The sequence below is a fragment of the Desulfovibrio desulfuricans genome (genome assembly GCF_004801255.1).
Taxonomy (GTDB): Bacteria; Desulfobacterota; Desulfovibrionia; order Desulfovibrionales; family Desulfovibrionaceae; genus Desulfovibrio; species Desulfovibrio desulfuricans_C.
In genome coordinates, this window is the sequence record NZ_CP036295.1 from 1,436,425 (window position 1) to 1,456,683 (window position 20,259).

18 protein-coding genes are annotated in these 20,259 nt (G+C 58.8%); 9 read left to right on the forward strand and 9 right to left on the reverse strand.

Going from position 1 to position 20,259, the window contains the following annotated elements; genetic code table 11:
- The first annotated feature begins 42 nt into the window (after positions 1–42).
- The 4 genes from DDIC_RS05990 to bioA all read left to right on the forward strand — a co-directional run bounded on the left by DDIC_RS05990 (position 43) and on the right by bioA (position 4,774).
- Complete coding sequence (locus DDIC_RS05990; protein ID WP_247647573.1) at positions 43–780, forward strand: DUF4851 domain-containing protein; 738 nt, start codon at positions 43–45, stop codon at positions 778–780.
- Positions 781–1,112: 332 nt separating this feature from the next.
- Positions 1,113–1,511: a MucR family transcriptional regulator gene (locus DDIC_RS05995; RefSeq protein ID WP_136399600.1), complete on the forward strand. Its 399-nt coding sequence runs from the start codon at positions 1,113–1,115 to the stop codon at positions 1,509–1,511.
- A gap of 238 nt (positions 1,512–1,749) precedes the next feature.
- Positions 1,750–2,700 (forward strand): biotin synthase BioB, encoded by a 951-nt coding sequence (bioB, locus tag DDIC_RS06000; protein WP_136399601.1) that lies wholly within the window; start codon positions 1,750–1,752, stop codon positions 2,698–2,700.
- Positions 2,687–4,774 carry an adenosylmethionine--8-amino-7-oxononanoate transaminase gene (gene bioA, locus DDIC_RS06005; protein ID WP_136399602.1) on the forward strand — a complete coding sequence of 696 codons (2,088 nt, stop codon included), beginning with the start codon at positions 2,687–2,689 and terminating at the stop codon, positions 4,772–4,774. The genes bioB and bioA overlap by 14 nt, the downstream gene beginning before the upstream one ends.
- A 71-nt stretch (positions 4,775–4,845) precedes the next feature.
- Here bioA and DDIC_RS06010 read toward each other — a convergent pair whose 3' ends face one another.
- Positions 4,846–5,055, reverse strand: coding sequence for a hypothetical protein (locus DDIC_RS06010; protein ID WP_136399603.1), 210 nt, complete (start codon positions 5,053–5,055; stop codon positions 4,846–4,848).
- On the reverse strand, positions 5,055–5,453 hold the full coding sequence (locus tag DDIC_RS06015) for a hypothetical protein (RefSeq protein WP_136399604.1): 399 nt from the start codon (positions 5,451–5,453) through the stop codon (positions 5,055–5,057). Before DDIC_RS06015 ends, DDIC_RS06010 begins: the two co-directional genes overlap by 1 nt.
- A gap of 256 nt (positions 5,454–5,709) precedes the next feature.
- Here DDIC_RS06015 and DDIC_RS06020 point away from each other — a divergent pair, with 256 nt between their 5' ends.
- The 5 genes from DDIC_RS06020 to DDIC_RS06040 all read left to right on the forward strand — a co-directional run bounded on the left by DDIC_RS06020 (position 5,710) and on the right by DDIC_RS06040 (position 14,473).
- The gene (locus DDIC_RS06020; protein WP_136399605.1) at positions 5,710–7,488 is read left to right on the forward strand and encodes a formate--tetrahydrofolate ligase; all 1,779 of its coding nucleotides are present in this window, start codon (positions 5,710–5,712) and stop codon (positions 7,486–7,488) included.
- A gap of 244 nt (positions 7,489–7,732) precedes the next feature.
- Positions 7,733–9,787 (forward strand): HD domain-containing phosphohydrolase, encoded by a 2,055-nt coding sequence (locus tag DDIC_RS06025; protein WP_136399606.1) that lies wholly within the window; start codon positions 7,733–7,735, stop codon positions 9,785–9,787.
- Entirely contained in the window at positions 9,784–11,982 is a 2,199-nt protein-coding gene (locus DDIC_RS06030) for a CHASE2 domain-containing protein (protein ID WP_136399607.1), read from the forward strand. Before DDIC_RS06025 ends, DDIC_RS06030 begins: the two co-directional genes overlap by 4 nt.
- Positions 11,983–12,013: 31 nt before the next feature.
- Positions 12,014–13,090, forward strand: coding sequence for a FecR family protein (locus tag DDIC_RS06035; protein ID WP_136399608.1), 1,077 nt, complete (start codon positions 12,014–12,016; stop codon positions 13,088–13,090).
- 12 nt (positions 13,091–13,102) lie between these two features.
- A complete protein-coding gene (locus DDIC_RS06040) occupies positions 13,103–14,473 on the forward strand; it encodes a tetratricopeptide repeat protein (RefSeq protein WP_136399609.1) in 1,371 nt (456 codons plus the stop codon).
- Between the two features lie 413 nt (positions 14,474–14,886).
- On the opposite strand, the gene DDIC_RS06045 is transcribed toward DDIC_RS06040, so the two are convergent.
- The 7 genes from DDIC_RS06045 to DDIC_RS06075 all read right to left on the reverse strand — a co-directional run bounded on the left by DDIC_RS06045 (position 14,887) and on the right by DDIC_RS06075 (position 20,188).
- Positions 14,887–15,318, reverse strand: a complete 432-nt coding sequence (locus DDIC_RS06045) for an ACT domain-containing protein (protein ID WP_136399610.1) — start codon at positions 15,316–15,318, stop codon at positions 14,887–14,889.
- Between the two features lie 29 nt (positions 15,319–15,347).
- Positions 15,348–15,557: a twin-arginine translocase TatA/TatE family subunit gene (locus DDIC_RS06050; RefSeq protein WP_136399611.1), complete on the reverse strand. Its 210-nt coding sequence runs from the start codon at positions 15,555–15,557 to the stop codon at positions 15,348–15,350.
- 147 nt (positions 15,558–15,704) lie between these two features.
- Entirely contained in the window at positions 15,705–17,000 is a 1,296-nt protein-coding gene (rho, locus tag DDIC_RS06055) for a transcription termination factor Rho (RefSeq protein WP_136399612.1), read from the reverse strand.
- A 183-nt stretch (positions 17,001–17,183) separates the two neighbouring features.
- Positions 17,184–17,699 (reverse strand): CarD family transcriptional regulator, encoded by a 516-nt coding sequence (locus DDIC_RS06060; protein WP_136399613.1) that lies wholly within the window; start codon positions 17,697–17,699, stop codon positions 17,184–17,186.
- Between the two features lie 311 nt (positions 17,700–18,010).
- Positions 18,011–18,607, reverse strand: coding sequence for an aminoacyl-tRNA hydrolase (pth, locus tag DDIC_RS06065; RefSeq protein WP_136401039.1), 597 nt, complete (start codon positions 18,605–18,607; stop codon positions 18,011–18,013).
- Positions 18,597–19,499, reverse strand: a complete 903-nt coding sequence (locus tag DDIC_RS06070) for an alpha/beta hydrolase (protein ID WP_136399614.1) — start codon at positions 19,497–19,499, stop codon at positions 18,597–18,599. The genes pth and DDIC_RS06070 overlap by 11 nt, the downstream gene beginning before the upstream one ends.
- A gap of 95 nt (positions 19,500–19,594) precedes the next feature.
- Positions 19,595–20,188, reverse strand: a complete 594-nt coding sequence (locus DDIC_RS06075) for a 50S ribosomal protein L25/general stress protein Ctc (protein WP_136399615.1) — start codon at positions 20,186–20,188, stop codon at positions 19,595–19,597.
- Between the last annotated feature and the right edge of the window lie 71 nt (positions 20,189–20,259).

The window sequence follows — 20,259 nt, forward strand, 5'->3', positions numbered from 1 at the left end:
TGCCTGCGCTGGCGGATTGCGCCGTCAGCCCTGGAGGTGCATATGAACAGAGTACTTTTTTGCTTTGCAGTAAGCCTGGTTGCCTTGATGGCCGGATGCACCGGTGCGCTGCAAAGGGGAATGCAGGGCAATGCCTACGTTTCCACTGCCCGCCCCGCCATCAGCTTGCAGGCGGTCGACATGCCCCTGCTCACCGGCGGAGAGGGCAAAGCCAAGCTTGACGGCGCTGGCATGCTTGGCGGCCTGTTTCTCAACTCATGGGTAGCGGTGTACGGCAAGGGCGACCCCCAAAGCCCCATGGCCATTGTCGCCATGGCTGAAGTGCCGCGCGGCTGGTACTGGGACAGCGACGGTCAGCGTCCCTTCAGCGTCGACAGGGGCGTCGAGGTCTTTAATAACGACGGCTACGCAGCCTGCACCTACATTGCAGACAGCAAAAGAGACGCGTTTGCCACTCTTGCCGGGCTGAACGACGAGGCCAGGCCCATGCGCTGGCTGGTGCGCAATTTTGCCGCCAGATACAATTTTAATGACACCAAGGTTGTCATGGAGTACAGGGAACCCCTGCCCGAAAATCTGGCAGGGCAGGAGACCCTTACCGAGAGCATGACCGACCAGCTCAAGGCCTTTGAAAAGCGCGCCAGCGCCGCATTTGCAGTGGCGTCGTTGCCGAGCCTTGCTGGCATAAAGCCGGTATACGCCAGGGATGTCCGTTGGCAGTACCTTGATCAACGCTTTTGGGGAACGGTGTCAAAGTATGAGGTATTTGACGCAAAGTAGCGCCTGATATTGGCAATCTGTCATAGAGCAGGCATGCCGCAAAGACGGCCGTTTGAGAGGTTCTTTTCAAACGGCCTTTTTCAATTTTGTATTTGTTGCGTGCGCATCAACTCCTGAAGACTGTAACAAGTTATTACATTCCGGATTAGTGGTTATGTAAAATTTGCAGTTGAATTTTATATTATAGGGTATAGTACATTGACGAAACAATAGCTGCTGTGTATGTTCTCCCCACCAGGGCAGGGGGGTGACCGACTGTTCTGTCAGTGAACCAATCAGGCGGGTTCGCAGCGCGTCAGATTGAGTATGTTGAAGACATAAAAGGGGTAATTATGGACGATTATCTGAAAGAAGCGCTGGAAATTACCAGAGCGCAAGCTGGCGTTCGAGTAATGAGTGAAGAAGAAATAGCCGCCTTTATACAGAAAGTGGCTCAAGGGATCAGGGCTGTTGCAGAGGGCGAAACGCCCGTTGAACTCGACAGCGGTGAAATGGCTGTTGAAGCCCGCAAGTCCGTCAAAGAAAAGTCCGTTACCTGCCTTGAGTGTGGCAAGAGTTTCAAGATTCTTACCAAGCGTCACCTGGCAAGCCATGGTATAACCTCTGCCGAATACCGCGAAAAGTGGGGCTTTAAAAAAGACGCACCTCTCGTGTGCAAAGCCCTGCAGCGCGAGCGCCGCAAAAAGATGAAAGATATGAAGTTGTGGGAAAAACGCCGCAAAGTTCAGTAGTCTTCGCAGAATGCCCGCCCTTAAGGCGGGCATTCTGCGTGCTGGCGGAGTCAACGTGCGCAAATCCGCTAAACGCGGCCCGTCGTCGGTCTGAAGGCCCACCCTTAGGTTGGGCTTTTTTTTTGGCCCGAAAAGTGGCATGTTGCGAACCTGAACAGCAGCATTGGCTGCCTGTCAGAGCGGTTTTAGCCGGTAATCAATATTTTGCTCTGCATCATCGTTTTTTCAGGATTGCGACATGACTGAATCTCTGGCGGTTGCAACGCCCGCCCAGGCCTTGGCGCTGCTTTCCTTACCACAGGGAGAGCTCTTTGCCAGGGCCACTGCGCTGCGTGAGGCGTCATTTGGGCGCAACATAGTTTTGTGCGCCATCATCAATGCCAAAAGCGGAAACTGCAGCATGGACTGCCGTTTTTGTTCCCAAAGCAGGCATAATCACACGCCCATTGAGGTTTTTCCTCTGCTGCCCGACAGCGAGCTGCGCGAGCGTATTTTGCAGCTGGCGACGCTGCCGGTGGCTCGCATCGGCGTTGTCACCAGCGGCTCGGCCCTGAGCGGCGGCGAGCTGCAGCGGCTGTGCAACGTGGTTGCCTCCCTGCCCGAGCCTGTGCGCCAGCGCGTCTGCGCTTCGCTGGGCAAACTTGCGGCTGATGATTTCAGCAGTTTGTCCCGGGCCGGGCTGACCCGGTTTCATCACAATATGGAAACCTCACGCGATTACTATGCGAGCGTCTGCACCACGCAAACCTGGGAGCAGCGGCGCGATACGGTGCGCAGGGCTGGCGAATCAGGCCTGAGCGTTTGCTCAGGAGGCCTTTTTGGCCTGGGCGAAAGTTGGCAAGACCGGGTGGATTTTGCCTTCAGCCTTAGAGAGATGGGCGTGGAACATGTGCCCATGAATTTTTTGCATCCGCATCCCAGGACGCCGCTTGCGGGGCAACAGCCCCTTTTTGCTGATGAAGCTCTGACCATCATTGCCTTGTTCCGGCACATCCTGCCTGAGGCCACCCTGCGTATCTGCGGGGGCAGGCCTCTGGTGCTTGGCGACAGGCAGAATGAAGTTTTTGCCGCTGGCGCCAATGCCATGATGACTGGCGATTACCTGACGACCCACGGGCAAACCATAAAGCATGACCTTGAAATGATAGCCGCCCTTGGGCTTGAGGTTACGTGCGATGTCTCCTGCTGAAAATACCATGCTGCCCCTGCGCCCTCTCCGGGGTCTGTTTGTAACCGGGTCTGGTACGGATGTGGGCAAAACCGTGGCCACGGCGGCGCTGCTGCGGGCCCTGCTGCTGGCCAACGTAAGAGTTCAGGCCATCAAGCCGGTGCAGACGGGCGTCGCGCCAGCAGAGGCGCGCACGGCCCCACTGGCTGACGCGCGGGTTTACGCCGAAGCCGTGGCAGGTCTGCCTCAGGCGGCATCCATGCAACCGCCTACAGCCCTGCGTTGTTTTACCCTGCCCGCCTCGCCGCATCTGGCTGCGGCGCGTGAAGGCGCGCACCTGACCTGCGCCGGGCTGCGCAACGATATTGAGGCCCGCTGGCAGTCGGGCGCTGCGGACATGCTGCTGCTCGAGGGGGCAGGCGGCCTGCGCGTGCCCCTCAACAAACGCGAGGACATGCTTGACCTCATGGCGGCGGTGGGTTTGCCCGTGCTGCTGGTGGGCGGCAACTATCTGGGCGGTCTCAATCATATTTTGCTTTCGCTCGACGCCTTGCGCCACAACGGTCTGCAGGTGGCCGGGATTGTGCTTGCGCCCCCGGTCGATCCGGCTGCCGGTTGCCCCGGCGTGGATGTGCAGGCCATGCTTGCCGATAACGCCGCCATGCTGCGCGAGCGCATGCAGCAGCAGGGTATTACGGCTCCGCTGGTGGAGCTGCCCCGTCTGGCGCGGCTTGACGCCGCAGGCTGGCAGACGCTGGCCGAGCGCCTCACGCCGCTGGTCGGGCATGTGTTGCCCAAATGCGGGGATTGCGAAGCGGAGATAGTGCGCCGCGACCATCAGGTCATATGGCATCCCTACGCTTCGGCCATGCAGCCGCCGCTGCTCAGCGCTGTTGCGCGCACGCGGGGCAACCGCATTGTGCTGGCGGACGGCAGGGAGCTTGTGGACGGAATGTCGTCCTGGTGGGCCGCAGTGCATGGGTACAACCATCCCCGGTTGATGGAGGCCCTGCACGCCCAGGCCGGGCGCATGCCCCACGTGATGTTTGGCGGCCTGACGCACGAGCCGGCAGTTGCGCTGGCCGAAAAGCTGCTGCAACTCATGCCTGACGGGCTTGAGCGCGTCTTTTTTGCTGATTCCGGCTCTGTGGCGGTTGAGGTGGCCCTGAAGATGGCCCTGCAGTACCAGCAGGGCAGGGGAGAAACCCGGCGCACCAGGTTTTTGACGCCGCGCGGCGGATACCACGGCGACACCTTTGGGGCCATGTCGGTATGCGACCCGGTCACGGGCATGCACAGCCTTTTTACCGCCATGCTGCCCCGGCAGATATTTATGGAGCGGCCCGGCTGCCGTTTTGATCAGCCCTTTGACCCCGCCAGCCTTGATGATGCCCGCCGCAATTTTGCCGAACACGGGGCGGAGATTGCCGCCGTTATTCTGGAGCCGGTTGTGCAGGGCGCTGGCGGCATGTGGTTTTACCATCCGCAGTATCTGCGCGGTCTTGCCCAGCTGTGCCGCGATGCGGGCGCGCTGCTGATATTTGACGAGATAGCCACAGGCTTTGGCCGCACCGGCAAGATGTTTGCGGCGGAATGGGCTGGCCTTTCGCCGGATATTTTGTGCTGCGGCAAGGCGCTTACGGGCGGGGTGCTCACGCTTGCAGCCACGGCCTGCAGCGGCGAAGTGGCGCAGGGCATCTGCGGCGGCGGCAACGTGTTTATGCACGGCCCGACCTTTATGGCCAACGCCCTTGCCTGCGCCGTGGCCTGCGCAAGCCTTGAACTGCTTGAAGAAGAAGGCTGGCGGCAGCGTGTGGCTCTGCTTGAGGAGGGCCTGAGCAAGGGTCTTGCCCGGTGCGCGGGGCTGACGGGCGTGGCCGATGTGCGGGTTCTGGGCGGCATTGGCGTTGTGGAAACGCGCGAGCCGGTCAATGCGCAGGCCTTGCAGCGGTATTTTGTGGAGCACGGCGTCTGGATCAGGCCGTTCAACCGCCTTGTTTACCTGATGCCGCCGTACATAAGCCCGGCGGAGGATGTGGAGCGGCTGTGCTCGGTAACGGCAGGGGCCTTGAGCGCGGGAGTGCATGTGCAATAAGGCGCACGCACGGCAGCCTTGCCCGTATGACGCGGCGCGCTGGGTATGTCGGCGCGGACGGGCGCAGGCAGTTATTTGTCGGTCGGCGGCGGGGGGACAGGCAGCCCCTTGAAGATGATCCTTGTGGCGGCGGCATCGGCAAGGTCCCCCAGGTCCATGAGCTTTTCGAGCAGTTCGAGCAGGTAGTGGCGGTCATTTTCGCAACCGTCCTTAAAGTCCGCTTCAAGTTCGCCGCTACGGATGTAATTTTCGAGTTCTGTAAGATCGTTTGCCGTAAGCATTAACAGTCCTTTTGCAGTGCAATAATGCAGCGTTGCGTGAGATCGCGGGTCATTTGTTCGACCTGCGTGATTTCTTCACGGGTGATGTTGTCGTAATGAATGCCCGCGCTGACGCATACGGCGCAGTTGAGCGCCTGGGCCATGCTCTCGGCCATGTACTGCGCCAGGTCGGCCTCCTTGTGGCCGGGTAGACCCAGAAGCTGAACCTGAATTTGCGCATCGTGCTGCGCCTGCCCCTGCGCCTGCCCCGGCATTGGGGGGTGATCAGCCACAGGCGCGGCAAGGGCTACCGCGCCGATATGGGTTGCGCCGCCTCCGCAGAGCACCTGGAGGTCGCGCCCCTGGCGAAATACGCGCAGATGTATGGTTAACCGGCCTCGCCGGGCGGTAAATCGCATGCAGGTCCTGCCGTGCTGGCGGGTAGTGAGTGATGTTTGCCTCCGGGCTGTCTGTAAAAACAGAGGCAACTACGGGGCTCCCCCTTGTTGCCTGTCGCTACGGGCAGGCAAGGCCGCCCATACGCAGGGCGGAATTGTTGTGATATATCCAATGCTGCCAGCCGCCGCAAGGCTCGGGCTGGCCCGCTGTTTCAGGCTTGACGCCCCTGCTGGCGGTCCGTAACATTTTGACAATTCTATGTTGTATGGAGAACGCATGACCCTTGATCCTACCAAGCACCCGGACTGGCAGATTGCCCTGGATGCGGAAAAGAATATGAAAACCTTTGAGGCCCTCACAGCGGAGATGGGCCTGAAGCCTTCAGAAGTTCTGCCCTACGGGCGATATATGGGCAAGATTGAGCAGCAGGAAGTGCTGAACCGGCTCGAAAACCGCCCCAACGGTAAATATGTTGACGTTACGGCCATTACGCCCACGCCGCTTGGCGAGGGCAAGTCAACCACCACCATTGGTCTGGTGCAGGGCCTTGCCCGGCGCGGCCTGCGGTCTTCGGCGGCCATACGGCAACCCTCGGGCGGCCCCACCATGGGCATGAAGGGCTCCGCCGCTGGCGGCGGTCTTTCGCAGTGCATCCCGCTGACGCCGTATTCCCTCAATTTTACGGGCGACATACATGCAGTCGGCGCAGCGCACAACCTCGCCATGACGGCCCTGACGGCCCGTATGCAGCACGAGCGCAACTACGACGACGCCACGCTTGAGCGGCTCTCGGGCATGCGCCGGCTGGATATCGACCCCACGCGCGTGAGCACCGGCTGGGTGATGGATTTTTGCACCCAGGCGCTGCGCAACGTCGTCATCGGCATGGAAGGCGACGGCAGGCGCAACGACGGTTTTATGATGCGCTCGCATTTTGACATCACCGTGGCTTCCGAGGTCATGTCCATTCTTTCGGTCGCGCGTGATCTGGCCGACCTGCGTCAGCGCATGGGCCGCATGGTTCTGGCCCTTGACCGCAACGGCAGGCCCGTGACCACTGCTGACCTTGAGGTGGACGGGGCCATGACCGCCTGGCTTGTCGAGGCCATCAAGCCCAACCTTATCCAGACCATCGAGGGCCAGCCCGTGTTGGTGCATACAGGCCCCTTCGGCAACATCGCCCTGGGCCAGAGCTCGGTTATCGCCGACAGGGTGGGCCTCAAGCTGGGCGACATCCATGTGACGGAATCCGGCTTTGCCGCCGAAATGGGCTACGAAAAATTCTGGAACCTCAAGTGCCGTTACAGCGGGCTTGCGCCCGATGCGGCGGTGATTGTGGCCACCGTGCGCGCCCTCAAGCACCACGGCGGCGCGCCGCAACCGCGCCCCGGCCAGCCCCTGCCCGAGGAATACCTGCGTGAAGACGTGGGCCTGGTGGAGGCCGGGTGCGTCAACCTGCTGCACCATATCGGCATTGTGCGCCGCTCCGGAGTGCCCTCGGTTGTGTGCATCAACAAGTTTTATACCGACAAACCCGCAGAGATTGCCGCTATCCGCCGTATCTGCGAAAAAGCCGGGGCCAGCGTGGCTGTGTCGGAACATTGGGAAAAAGGCGGCGAAGGCGCGCTGGAGCTGGCGGACGCCGTTATGGACGCCTGCAATTCGTCCAGGCGCGGCTTTCGCCCGCTCTATGACTGGAAGCTGCCCCTTGCGGAACGCATTGTCTGCATTGCCCGCGAGGTCTACGGCGCGGACGGGGTCGATTTTGAACCCATGGCTGCCCAGCGGCTCAAGAGCCTGCAGGAGCGGCCAGACGCGGACGAGCTTGGCGTATGCATGGTCAAAACCCAGTACTCGCTTTCGGACGACGCCAAGCGCAGGGGCGTGCCGTCGTCGTGGCGGCTGCACGTGCGCGATGTGCTGCTGTTTGGCGGCGCTGGGCTTGTGGCCCCGGTGGCGGGCGATATCAGCCTTATGCCGGGTACGGGTTCCAAGCCCTCGTTCCGCAATATCGATGTGGATGTGACAACCGGGCGGGTCACCGGCCTGTTCTAACCTCCAGTGATTCTGACCGCATGCGATCTATACCCGCGTTATCCGGCCTGCTTTACCGGATAACGCGGGTATAGATTTCCATAAGTAAAATTTTTTTAAAAAAAGGATTTTTGAGTAATATACATTATTTATAGGGGATTGTAATACTTGGTTTCAGATAACCTGAATTCATCTCTTGAAAAAAGCCACAAATTCAATACTATTAATAAAATAATTCCGCTGTATAGAGCCATTGGGAGGCCCCATGGAAGTTGTGCTCAGAGGCGTGCGCGGCAGCATAGCCACGCCAGCTCCAGCCATGTCTTTTTACGGTGGCAACACCTCATGTGTTGAACTGCACACCGACAGCGGGGCGCTTGTTTTTTTTGATGCGGGTACAGGCTTGCGCGAGGCAGGCGAAAACCTGCCGCCAAGCGGAACCTGCCATCTTTTTATTTCGCACGGGCATACCGACCATATCCAGGGGCTGGGCTTTTTTCGTCCCTTGCATTCGTCCCGCTGGACCACCCACATCTATATCCCCGCCTGGCTCGAAAACGTGCTGGACAACCACTTTGCCCACGGCATGTTCCCCATCGCCTTCAGCGACTTTGCCGGAACAGTGGTGCGGCACTGCCTTGAACCAGGGGATGCGGTAACCATTGACGCAGCCACCACCATCACGGCCATAGAGGCAAATCATCCCGGCGGCGCGCTGGCGTACAAGGCATGCGGCGAAGGCGCAGTTTTTTTGTATAGCGGCGACTACGAGATTACCCGCGACGACAAGGTGCGGCAGGCCACGCGCGCAATGCTTGAAAATGTTGATCTGGCCGTTGTGGACAGCATGTACAGCACGTCCAGCTATATCGAGGGATGGGGGCACTCCCGCTGGGAGGACTGGCGCGATCTTGGCCTTGAGGCGGGGGCTGGCTGCGTTGTCCTTTCGCACCATTCGCCCCAAATGACCGACAGGCAGATAGACGTGCTGCAGCGCGAGGCTCTGCAGAGTTGCCGTCTAAACGGCCTGCGCCTGTGTTTTGCGCGCGAAGGCATGCGCTTTGACCTGCCCATGGGCAAAGACCGCACCTGCAACGAATGCTCTCTTGTGCAGTTCAGCGACTGGCTTGACAAATTTGTTGACGCCCTGTCGCAATACCAGGATGAAAATACGCTGCTGGACCGCATACTTGCCAAATCGCGCGAAATCACCAACGCCGACGCCGGTACTATTTTTCTTGTGGACGGCGAAGACCTGCTCTTTGCCTACACTCACAACGACAGCCTGTTTTCTGTCAACACCGCTTCAAAGTTCGCCTATTCATCGGCACGGCTGCCGATCAACACCCAGTCCATTGCCGGCTATGCCGCCTGCACAGGCGAGCTGCTCAACCTTGCCGATGTACGGGCGCTGCCGTCTGGTCTGCCGTTTTCGTTCCGCGATGATTTTGACAAGGCTACGGGCTACCGCACCGAATCAATGCTGGTGGTTCCGTTTCATGATCACGCTGGCCGCGTCTCGGGCGTCATGCAGCTCATCAACAGTCTTGACCCGCGCACGTGCAGGCCGCGCAGGTTTACGCACGATATGGAAGGGCATATACGGGTGCTCGCGCGCGAGATCGCAAACGTCCTCGAGCGCAGCCACCTTGTGCGGGCGAGCATCAACAGGCTTATCCGTCTTGCTTCGGTGCACGACCCGCTGGAAACCGGCCCCCATGCCGAACGCGTAGGGGCCATCGCCGCAGAAATGTATCAGGTCAGGGCCAATCAGCTGAATCTCGACCCGGACGTAACCCTGCACGTAAAAAGCCAGATACGCCTTGCCGCCATGCTGCACGACATTGGCAAGGTGGGCGTGAGCGACCTGCTGCTGAAAAAGCCGGGCAAGCTCACCGACGAAGAAATGTCCGCCATGCGGGCGCATACCATGATCGGGGCTGGCATACTTGCGGCAGAAGCCCAGGGTGGTGGTTTTATGGCTTTTGCCCGCGACATTGCCCGCCACCATCACCAGAAATGGAACGGCCAGGGCTATGCCGGTCCCAGCGACGTGGGCAGGCTGTCTGGCGAGGATATCCCCATTGCGGCCCGCATCACGGCCATTGCAGATGTTTTTGATGCGCTGGTTTCGCCCCGCTCGTACAAGGCCGCCTGGCCCCACTCAAAAGCTCTGGCGCTGATGCGCGAGGAGGCGGGCAAGCATTTTGACCCCAACCTGGTGGCCTGCCTTGAAGAAGTAATGGATGTCGTGGCCAAAATTTATGAGCGCTTTCCCGATGCTGATCCGGTGCAGGTCAGCCGCGATGCCGCCTCATGAGCATAGGGTCCGCCCTGAAGCGGCTGCTGCGGCAGCCATGGCTTTTTACCGCCATGGCGGGACTGTGCGGGGGCGTGGTCATGCTGGCGCTGTATGTGGCGCAGCCTGTGGCGTTGCAGCGCCTTGACCTGAAAATTTATGACGCATTGCTGCCCCTGCGCAAGCTGAGCCAGCCATCGGCTGTACCTGTTATTATCGACATCGACGAGCAATCATTGGCCCGCTACGGCCAGTGGCCCTGGCCGCGTTACCTGGTGGCCGATCTTGTGGACAGGCTGAGACAAAGCGGCGTTGCCTCCATCGGGCTGGATATCATGTTCGCCGAGCCGGACAGAACATCGCCCGCGCGCATGCAGCAGGATATTTACCGCAACAGGGGCATATCGCTTGAAATTGCTGGCCTGCCTGCGTCGCTGGCAGACTTTGACGCGCTTTTTGCCGCATCGCTGCGCGCCGCGCCAGTGGTGCTGGGCGCATTTGCACGCTACACCGGCGAGCCCGGCGGCGGCCCTCAACCCCGCCCTCCGGCCATGATCGCGCGCGGCGGCAAGGATGCCCCCCCGTATGACCAGTTTTTGCCCCTCGCTTCAGGCGCGGTTTTACCGCTGCCGCAGTTTTTTGAACAAGCCCCGGTGGGATTTGTAAATGTTTCACCCGATGTCGACGGGCTGGTGCGGCAGATTCCGCTGCTGATCAGATTTGGCGATGCCGTTTACCCTTCGCTGGCCCTGCAGGCGCTCATGCGGGCGCTGGGTACGGACTCCCTCAGGCTGTACACCGGGCCGGACGGGCTGTTCAGCCTTGCGGCCGGCAGTTTCAAGATTCCTGTATCGCGCGAGGGGTATATGCAGGTTCCCTTTCAGGGGGCGCGGCATACGTACAGGTACATCAGTGCCGCCAGGGTGCTGGAGGGCACAGCCGACAAGACCGACCTTGGGGGCTGCATAGCCTTTGTGGGCACGTCGGCCCCCGGTCTGGCCGATATACGGGCCACGCCGTTTGACAGGGTAATGCCGGGCGTGGAGGTGCACGCTGCCGCCATTGACGCCATGGTCAACGGCAACTTTGTGCAGACGCCCGCGTGGGCCCCCGGCGCGCAGATGCTCATGATAGCCATTGCGACCTGTGCCGCAACACTGGCTTTTGGCTTTGCCGGGCCGAGGGTGTATGTGCCCGCCGCCGTCGCCCTTATGGGGGCGACAGTGCTTGCGTCGCGGCAGCTGTTTATGACGGGGCTGTTTCTTTCACCCCTGTATGGCCTGCTAACCTCGCTGCTGTGCGGCGGCCTGCTGCTGAGCGTGCGCTTTTGGCACGAAGAAAAGCAGAAACTTGTGCTGCGGCGGGCTTTTTCGCGCTATGTGTCGCCCGAGGTGGTCAGGCAGATCAGCAAGAGGCAGGGGGATTTGCTGGCGGGCGAAAACCGTGAGCTTTCCATCCTGTTTACGGACATCCGGGGATTCACCAGCCTGTCGGAGTCGCTTTCGCCCCAGAATGTGGTGCAGCTGCTGAACCGGTACTTTACGCCCATGACGGCCATTGTGCGCAACCGTTGCGGCACGTTGGACAAATTCATCGGCGATGCGCTCATGGCCTTTTGGAACGCGCCTCTTGATGTGCCCGGGCACGCCGCGCTGGCGGTGGATGCGGCCCTGAGCATGCAGGAGCAGCTCGAGGCCCTGAATGCGGAAATTGAGGAGAGTTTTGGCATACGGCTGGCCATGGGGGCGGGTATCCATACGGGGCAGGCCTATGTAGGCAACATGGGCTCGGACGATCTGATCAATTACACGCTTATCGGCGACAGCGTTAATCTTGCTTCGCGTCTTGAGGGCCTGTGCAAGCGCTACGGCGTACCTGTGGTTGTCAGCGAGGATACAATGAAGGGCTGTGGGGAGACTTTTGCCTTTGTTCATCTTGATTTGCTGAGGGTCAAGGGTAAAACTCGGCCTGTAAGCATCTACTGGCCCATGCGGCCGGGTATGGATGAAATTTTTCAGCAGGCCATGCCGCAGTGGACAGCCGCCCGCACATGCTACGAGAGGGGCGCGTTTGCCGAGGCAGCGGCGGAGTTTGCCGCTCTGGCGGCGCGGTACTCCGGTGTGCGGCTGTTTGAGCTGTACTGCGAGCGATCACGCATGCTCGCGCAATCGCCGCCCCCGGCATGGGACGGCATCTGGACCATGGAAGATAAGTAGGTCTTTTATACTGTAGAGTTGGGGGGAAATCATGATTCGATACACGTTTGGGCATGGCGCGCTGGCCCTGTGCCTTATCTTGTTGACTGGCACCATGTGCGCGGCCAAGGATGTGGGACAGGTCATTTCCTACAAGGCGGGTGTTACCGCCCAGCGGGAAGGGCAACCTGTTGCGCTGGGCATGAAAAGCCCTGTGGGCGACAGGGATGTGCTGTCCACCGATGCCACAGGCCGGGCGCAAATTCTCTTTGACGACGATACCACGGTTGCTCTTGGCTCCAACACGTCGCTCAGTCTTGAGACCGTTGTGGCCGAAGGCCCCAACCCCGCCTTCAAGGCCAAACTGGGTGAAGGCGTGGCCCGTTTTATAACGGGCAAGATTGTTGAAAAGAACCCTGATGGTTTTTCTGTGGTAACGCCAGACGCAACCGTGGGTATTCGCGGCACTATTTTTTCTGTCAAAGTGAGCGACGGAACCACAATAGTTTATGTGACCAACACAACCAAACAGGTCTTTGTCAACGGGGTGCTGGTTCCTTCCGGCTTCAAGATGTCCCTGCCGCAGGGGGCGGTAAGCCCCATGACGCCAGCTGATACCAATACCATTATGGGCAGCGTGGCAACTCGCAGTTCTGCCCCTGGCAGCCCGGCGCCCCTTGCGCCGCCCTCCACCGCGTCGGTCGGCGTAACTGCGCCCACATCGTTGGCGCAGGCGCCGCTTGTGGCGCAGGCGCAGACCAACCAGCAGGGATTTGGAATAGATACGTTCCGGCATCTCAATAATGCCGTTGTTTCAGGAGTGCTGCAGAACAGTGATCACCTGGATGCAGGTACGTTCAACTTTCACGTCAATCTTGCAAGTGGTATCGTCAGCAACGGAATGATGAAGCCGGATGGTCTGGGCACGCTTACTGGAGGCAATGGATCAATTTCCGGATCTTCCCTGAGCGTGACCAATTTTACGAACCACAACTATAGCGGCAGCATGACTGGTACTGCGGCAACCAGCAGCGGTATATTATCCGTGAACGGCAATTATACAATTTTAGATCGCTCTGATCTGTCAGAAGTCAGATCTGCTCAATTTTACGGAAGCCAGCACAATTAGGGGAACTGAGGCATGAAATTTTGCGTCTCAATCAACCCCGCTGTGCAGTTTTTTGCTTTGCTGCCCCTTCTCTTGCTGTTGGGCTGCTCATCAGCCATGGCGGCGGAGGATTCGCCCGCTCTGCGTACGGCTGTTGGCTCTGCCAAGGCCGACGCTGCAGCGCTCATGCAACAGGGCAAGTACGCGTCGGCCTACGAAATGTATATGCGCCTGCTGCGCGAAACCCCGGATGATGACGAAGTCAACCTTAACCTTGCCCGCACCTCCATGCATACAGGGCGTTACAACCAGGCTGTGATGGCCTATGAGCGGCTTACGGAAAAATATCCCAGCGAACCTGTGCTCTTTGGCGAGCTGGCCCAGGCCTACATGGCGCTTGAAGACCGCCGGAGCGCGGAAAGCGCCATGGCTACAGCGCTCGCCCTTAACCCCAATATCAACAAGGCCGACAGCGACAGGTTGCTCGACTCGCTCGAAAAGCGCTACGAGCACTGGCAGATACACGGCAAGGTGCGCAGCGGTCTGCTGTACGATTCAAACGCCACCTTTGGCCCTGCAAGTACGAGCATGGATCTTGGTTCATGGCGCATTGACGTGCCGGATTCCGGGGCTAAAAGCACATTTGGCGCGTATCTTGGCAGTAATCTTGATGTCGCCTGGAAGGCCGAGCGCGACACCCCCTGGTGGGTCGTGGGCGATGTGCAGGGGCTTGCGCGCGGCAACGGCAATGCCTCGCTAGACAACGTGCACAGCCGCACTTCGGAGTGGGGCAGGGCCGCAGCGGGCTTTCGCCATCTTACGCCCACAACCATGCTGGACGTGCGGTTTAAAAGCGAGGTTTTTGACTACCAGTGGTACCAAAACGTCTCTGCCTCCGGCACGGAAGCTACCTGGCTGTGGGCTGTAACCCCCGCGTGGCACCTGATTACGCGCGGAACCCTTGATTCGCGCGCCTATTCAAGAGACGGCGACCGTAACGGTGCGTACTGGACGCTGGGGCAGTACGTGCGCCGCTATTTTGGCGAGAGCAACCACGAGATAATGCTGGGTGTGAGCTACCTTGGCGGCAATACGCCTGAGAAGGCCGACTATTGCTATACCGGCATTGAAACCAGCGCTCGGGTGGTCTTTAAGCTGCCCAAGGATTTTGAGTTGTCGCCCTTCGTTTCTTTTGAAAAAGACTGGTATAACGGCCCGGCCACCGCGCTGGAAACCTCAAACCGCCTTGACCAGAAGTGGCGCACAGGCGCTGCGCTCACATGGCGCGTTACCGAGGCCTGGTCTGTGGAAACGTCGTACCAGTACACGCACAACGCCTCTGAAAGCGCGATCTACAGGTTTGACCAGTCGCTGGTTTCACTTGGGGTTGCCTGGTCATTTTAGCCCGGCATATGACGCGCGCCAGCGAGCCTTGATGATCGCAGCGCGGCGGGCTGTCTGTGCGTCTGCCCTGGTAAGGGGCGGGCGCACTTTTTTTGCGAATAACGCACTGCTTTTTTGCACAGTAAAAAATGGCAGTGCCACAAGCCGGATAGGTTTGGCTGGCAACCGCCAAACCAGCATTAAGGGGCTACAAAGCTATCAGGGTGAACAATAGAGAGGACGTCCCGGCAATTGCCGTCGTATGGCTATTGCGACGCAATAAACAGGCCCCACCGGCAGATATATGGGCAGGCGGGCAAAAAATGTCAAAACCGGTCAGTTTTGTCTGCAATGTGCAGAAAAACTGACCGGTTTTTGGTTACGCAGAAATGTTACGGATTGGTAAGTCAAAAAACCGTCTGCGCGTGCCAGACTTAGCGGGCGCAAAGGCGCTCGGCCGGAATGATGACAAAGTTGTTGGCTTTGAGCACTTCAATGGCCTGATCGATCTTGTCGAAGCGAAAGATCATAACGGCGCTTTCGGCTTCGCGCTGCACAAAGGCGTACATGTATTCCACGTTGATGCCGTTTTTTGAAACGGTTTGCAGCACAGAATCAAGACCGCCGGGAGTGTCGGGAACCTCCACAGCCACCACCGTTGTGCGGCCAAGGGTGAAGCCTTTATCTTTCAGCACGACCTTGGCTTTTTCATGATCGCACACAATCATGCGCAGGATGCCAAAGTCAGAGGTGTCGGCCAGCGACAGAGCGCGTATATTGATGCCTGCCTCGGCCAGGGTGTGCGTAACCTCGGCCAGACGTCCGGCCCGGTTTTCCAGAAATACAGAGAGCTGTTCCGTTTTCATGACAAATCCTTTGAGTTCGTCAGGCGGGTTTAGGCCTTGTGATTGGGATCGTCAGAGGACGTGGGCTGTTTTTTGTCCTTGGGAGTAATGTCGATTTCATCCGGTTCGGACGACGCGCGGCGAAAGTTGCGGATTGCCCTGCCAAGCCCACCACCGATTTCCGGCAACTTGTTAGACCCGAAAAGAAGCAAAACAACAACCAGTAAAAGCAACAATTCAGGCATGCTTACGCCGAACATGCGGGGAGCCTCCGTTGAGAGTTGGGCAAATAATGCAAATTACACCTTAAAGATAAGCCCTGCGGAACACGAGGTCAAGGTTAATCCTGAAGCCAGCCAGTGGCTCATGGCCTCCGCCGCGGGCAGGCACGGCTGTGCCTGGGCGGCCTATTTGCCCATGGCGTTCATAAAGTCTTTGTTGGACTTGGTAGCGCGCATTTTGTCGAGCAAAAATTCCATGCTGTCGATGGACGACATGGGGGCAAGAATCTTGCGCAGAATCCACACGCGGTTGAGCACGTCGTCGGCCAGCAGCAGGTCTTCCTTGCGCGTACCGGTGCGGTTGATGTCGATGGCGGGGAAAACACGCTTTTCCGACAGATGACGGTCGAGGTATATTTCCATATTGCCGGTACCCTTGAACTCTTCAAAGATAACTTCGTCCATGCGGGAGCCCGTGTCGATAAGGGCCGTTGCAATGATGGTAAGGCTGCCGCCTTCTTCAATATTGCGGGCCGCGCCAAAAAAGCGCTTGGGCCGCTGCAGGGCGTTGGCGTCAAGACCGCCGGAAAGCACGCGGCCTGACGAAGGGGTAACCGCGTTGTAGGCGCGCCCCAGACGAGTGATGGAGTCGAGCAGGATGACCACGTCGCGCTTGCGTTCCACAAGGCGCTTGGCCTTTTCGAGCACCATTTCGCACACCTGCACATGGCGCTGCGGAGGCTCGTCAAAGGTGGAGCTGATAACTTCGGCCTTTTTGACCGTGCGCTCCATGTCGGTGACTTCTTCGGGGCGCTCGTCGATTAGCAGCACAATAAGGTAAACATCGGGGTTGTTGGCGTTGATGGCATTGGCCAGCGCCTGCAGCAACATGGTTTTACCGGTGCGGGGCGGCGCCACGATAAGGCCGCGCTGACCGCAGCCAATGGGGGCCATGATGTCGATAACCCGGTTGGAAAGGTTTTTTTCGCCATTTTCCATGACGAGCTGGCGATCGGGGTAGATAGGGGTGAGGTTATCGAAAAGAACGAGGTTTTTGGCGTGCTCCGGCGGTTCAAAGCCGATCTCGGTAACCTTGAGCAGGGCAAAGTAGCGTTCGCCCTCCTTGGGCGGGCGTATCTGCCCCGAAACAATATCACCCTTGCGCAAAGAGAAACGTCTAATCTGCGATGGCGATACATAGATATCGTCCGGGCCGGGCATGTAGCTGCACAGCGGCGACCGCAAAAAGCCAAAACCATCGGGCAGGATTTCGAGCACACCATCGCCGTAGATGGAGCCATTTTGCGAGGCGCAGGTAGAAAGCAGTGCAAAAATGAGCTCCTGCTTGCGCATGGAACTGGCATTTTCAATTTCATACTGCTCAGCCAGCTCCATGAGTTCTTGCATGCTACGCGTCTTCAGATCCGTGAGGCTTAAGGCGCTGTCGGTCAACAGTGTGGAAGTAGCTTTCTTTTTACGCATAACAGTCCGATATTTTGATAATACACAGGGTAACACTTACAGTATTTGTATACTGTAGTGTGGTAGGCGGATGATATTGGGAACAAAAAAGATGTGTGAAATTGCGATTAGCCCATCTTTTCAGTAATGGCAAGGAAAAAATGCGTTACAGCCCACAAAAAAGTTGGTCATGGTTCCAGAGCGCTAGCTGACAGGTTCCTGCGGGGCTGGCGGCGGGGCATAAATTTCAAGCAGCTCGTCGCGTACTTTGCCTTCTTCGACGTCCAGAACTTCAGACAATTCGCCGGTAACAAGGCCCATGGCCTGCTCCTGAAGGCGTCGCTCGCCGAACGAAAGCTCCTTGCTGCGGCCTATCAGCAGCAGCTCGCGCAGCACTTCGGCTACCGTGGCAAGGCTGGGGCTTTTGAGTCGCTCGGAATATTCGCGAAAACGGCGGTTCCAGTTCTGGCCGGTGTAGACGGCCTTGCCCGAGTCGTTGCGCAACGATTCGAGTATGGCTTCCGCCTCGTCCTTTGGGGTAAGCATGCGCAGGCCCACATGGGCTGCATTGTTCACCGGAACCATCAACGTAACGTTGTTTGCCCGTATGCGCACAATATAGAGCTCGCAGACAAGACCCCCAACGGTTTTGCTGTCTATGCGTTCTATTTTGCCCACACCTTGGGCAGGGTAAACAACGAGATCGTCCGAAGTGAACATGATGCCACCAACACGCCCCATAAGGGGCGCAACTAAACGAGACCTGGAGCGATTTAGCTGGAAGTCGCGAATTAACTGAAAAATAGGAAGAGTCTGAAACCAACTCTTCAAAGACCTTAGTCCAAGAATGGGCAAGAGTCCAGTTGAAAAAGCATTTTGCTCATATTCATGCAGAGTGCCGCCGCGTAGTAAAAAACGAACTCGTGCGCACTGCAGTTTTGTCAGGGTTGCAGCGCGTTGGGGCGCATTGTTGCCGCAATCACACTCGGTACAGTAGTAATTTGCATGCGCTGCGACGGCCCCGGTAAATGTCAGGCTGTTTTTCGTGAGGCCCTGACCGCGCTTTCCAGTCCTTTATCCGCAAAGGCAAACAGCGTCTCCGCTGCCTGCGCCATGGACTTTTGGATATTTTGCGCATCTTCGCCCTCGGGGCGGCCCAGCACCCAGTTGGTCACATCGCCCTTGTGCGGTGGGCGGCCAATGCCCATACGCAGGCGGTAAAAATCGGGCGTGCCCAAAAGTTCGGTGATGGATTTGAGCCCGTTGTGGCCGGCATTGCCGCCCCCAAGTTTGAACCGAAGCTCGCCGGCGGGGATATCCAGCTCGTCGTGCACCACCACCATGTCTTGCGGCTTGAGTTTGTGCCAGGCAAGCAGGGGCTGCACGCACTGGCCGCTCAGGTTCATAAAGGTCTGAGGCTTGGCCGCAAGCCAGCAGCCCCCGAGCTCTGGCAGGCGCAGACGCCACAGCTCGCACGAAAACTTGCCCCCGTTTTGCTGGCTGGCCTCCCCCTCGCGGCTGGCAAGATCCACAAGGTACGAAACAAATTCAAAGCCGCAATTATGGCGGGTGTGGTCATATTTAGCGCCGGGGTTGCCCAGTCCGACGATTACGCCTTTATAGTCCATCAAATGCGCCTCCAGACGCGATAGAGCTGCGTTCAAGCCGCAGCGGCAGCTTGAGCCCCGCGCAAACGGCAGCGGCGGTGCAGGCCATAAAACGGCAGAGCGGGGGATTCATGGCCGCCAGATGTCCTCCTCCGGCAAGCCACACCAGACGTTTTGACGGGGCTTCAAGAGCGTCAAAGGTCGCCTGAATGACTGCGGGGGTAAACAGGGCGTCGTTGCGCGCACTGAAAAGGCACACAGGGCAGCCCAACTTGTGGGACAACCGGGCGTTGAACAGGCTGGCCAGAAATTCGAGCGGATAGGTAAACCGGGCCTTGCGGCGGTCGGTTACTGTGCGCCTCGCCCCGGCGAGGATCTTGCCCGGTTCAAGATATGCGTGCAGCGGCAGGGGCAGTCTCGGCAACCAGCGGGCCAGCGTGGCAAAAAAAGCGGCTATTTTTTGCCTGCGGTCGGCCAAGGACGCAAAGCGCGTAAGATAAATGGCCTCGCGCATCTGCGGCAGTATGCCGGTGATGGGAAAGGCCGCCGTGAGCCTGGACGAGGCGGCGGCGTGCGCCAGCGCAAGTATGCCGCCCTGGCTGTGCCCGCACACGGCAATGTCGCTGTGTCCCTCGGCCCGCAGCCAGCCTTCCGCATCCAGACCGTTTTGCAACAGGTCGCCAAAGGTAAAGCCGGTGCTGTGCCGGTTGAGGCCGTGTCCTGTCAGGTGCAGGGCCGCCACGGCAAAGCCCGATTGACGCAGAGCCGCAAGCAGGGGCCGATACTGAAAGGGCGACAGCATGGTGCCGGGATAAAACAGCATGACCCCGGCCCCCTGGTTGGGCCAGATTTCCAGCTGCAGCTCCCGGTGGCGGGAAGGCAGTTTGCGAATGACAGTGGCGAATTTGTGCATAAAACCGCGCGCATAAAAATGAGGCCGGCTCCGCGAGGAACCGGCCAGTACAGTCGCGCAAAGGCCGGAAACAACCGGCTTTGCAACAAGCAGTATTACTCTGCGGCCTCTTCAGCGGCATCCTTGGCCTTGGCCAGAACGCTGACGATGGCAAAGTTTCGGTCGTAAACGGCCTTGACGTTTTCGGGCAGCTGCAGGTCGGCCACGTAGATGGTGGCGTTGATGTCCATGGGGGTCACGTCAACAACAATCTTTTTGGGCACATCCAGGGGCTTGCTGCTCAGGCGCACGACTTCGCGGTAGGTTTCCAGCTGACCGCCAAGCTTCACGCCGCGCGACACGCCCACAAACTCCACGGGCACGTCAACGGTGACGGGCTTGTCGAGGTCAACGCCGTAGTAGTCGATGTGGCAGAAGACCTTCTTGTAGGGATGGTACTGCACGTCCCAGATGATCACGGGATGAACGGTCTTCTGGCCGTTGTCGTCGATCTCCAGGTTGAACACGGAGGTGCGGCCGGCTTCGGCATACAGCTTTTCCAGCGGCAGGGCAGGGGCCTGCACAGAGATGTTTTCGCCCTTGGCAGTGTAGAACACGCCGGGGATCAGATTTTCGGTACGCAGACGGCCGCTCGCGCCTTTGCCGCTACCCTCGCGCTTCTGCACGCTCAACGTTTTTTCAATATTCATGTCCTGCTCCTTGGCTTACCGCCGCCGAAACGTGCGGAAAAAGTTCTGTTATTATGGAACCGGCCCTTGCG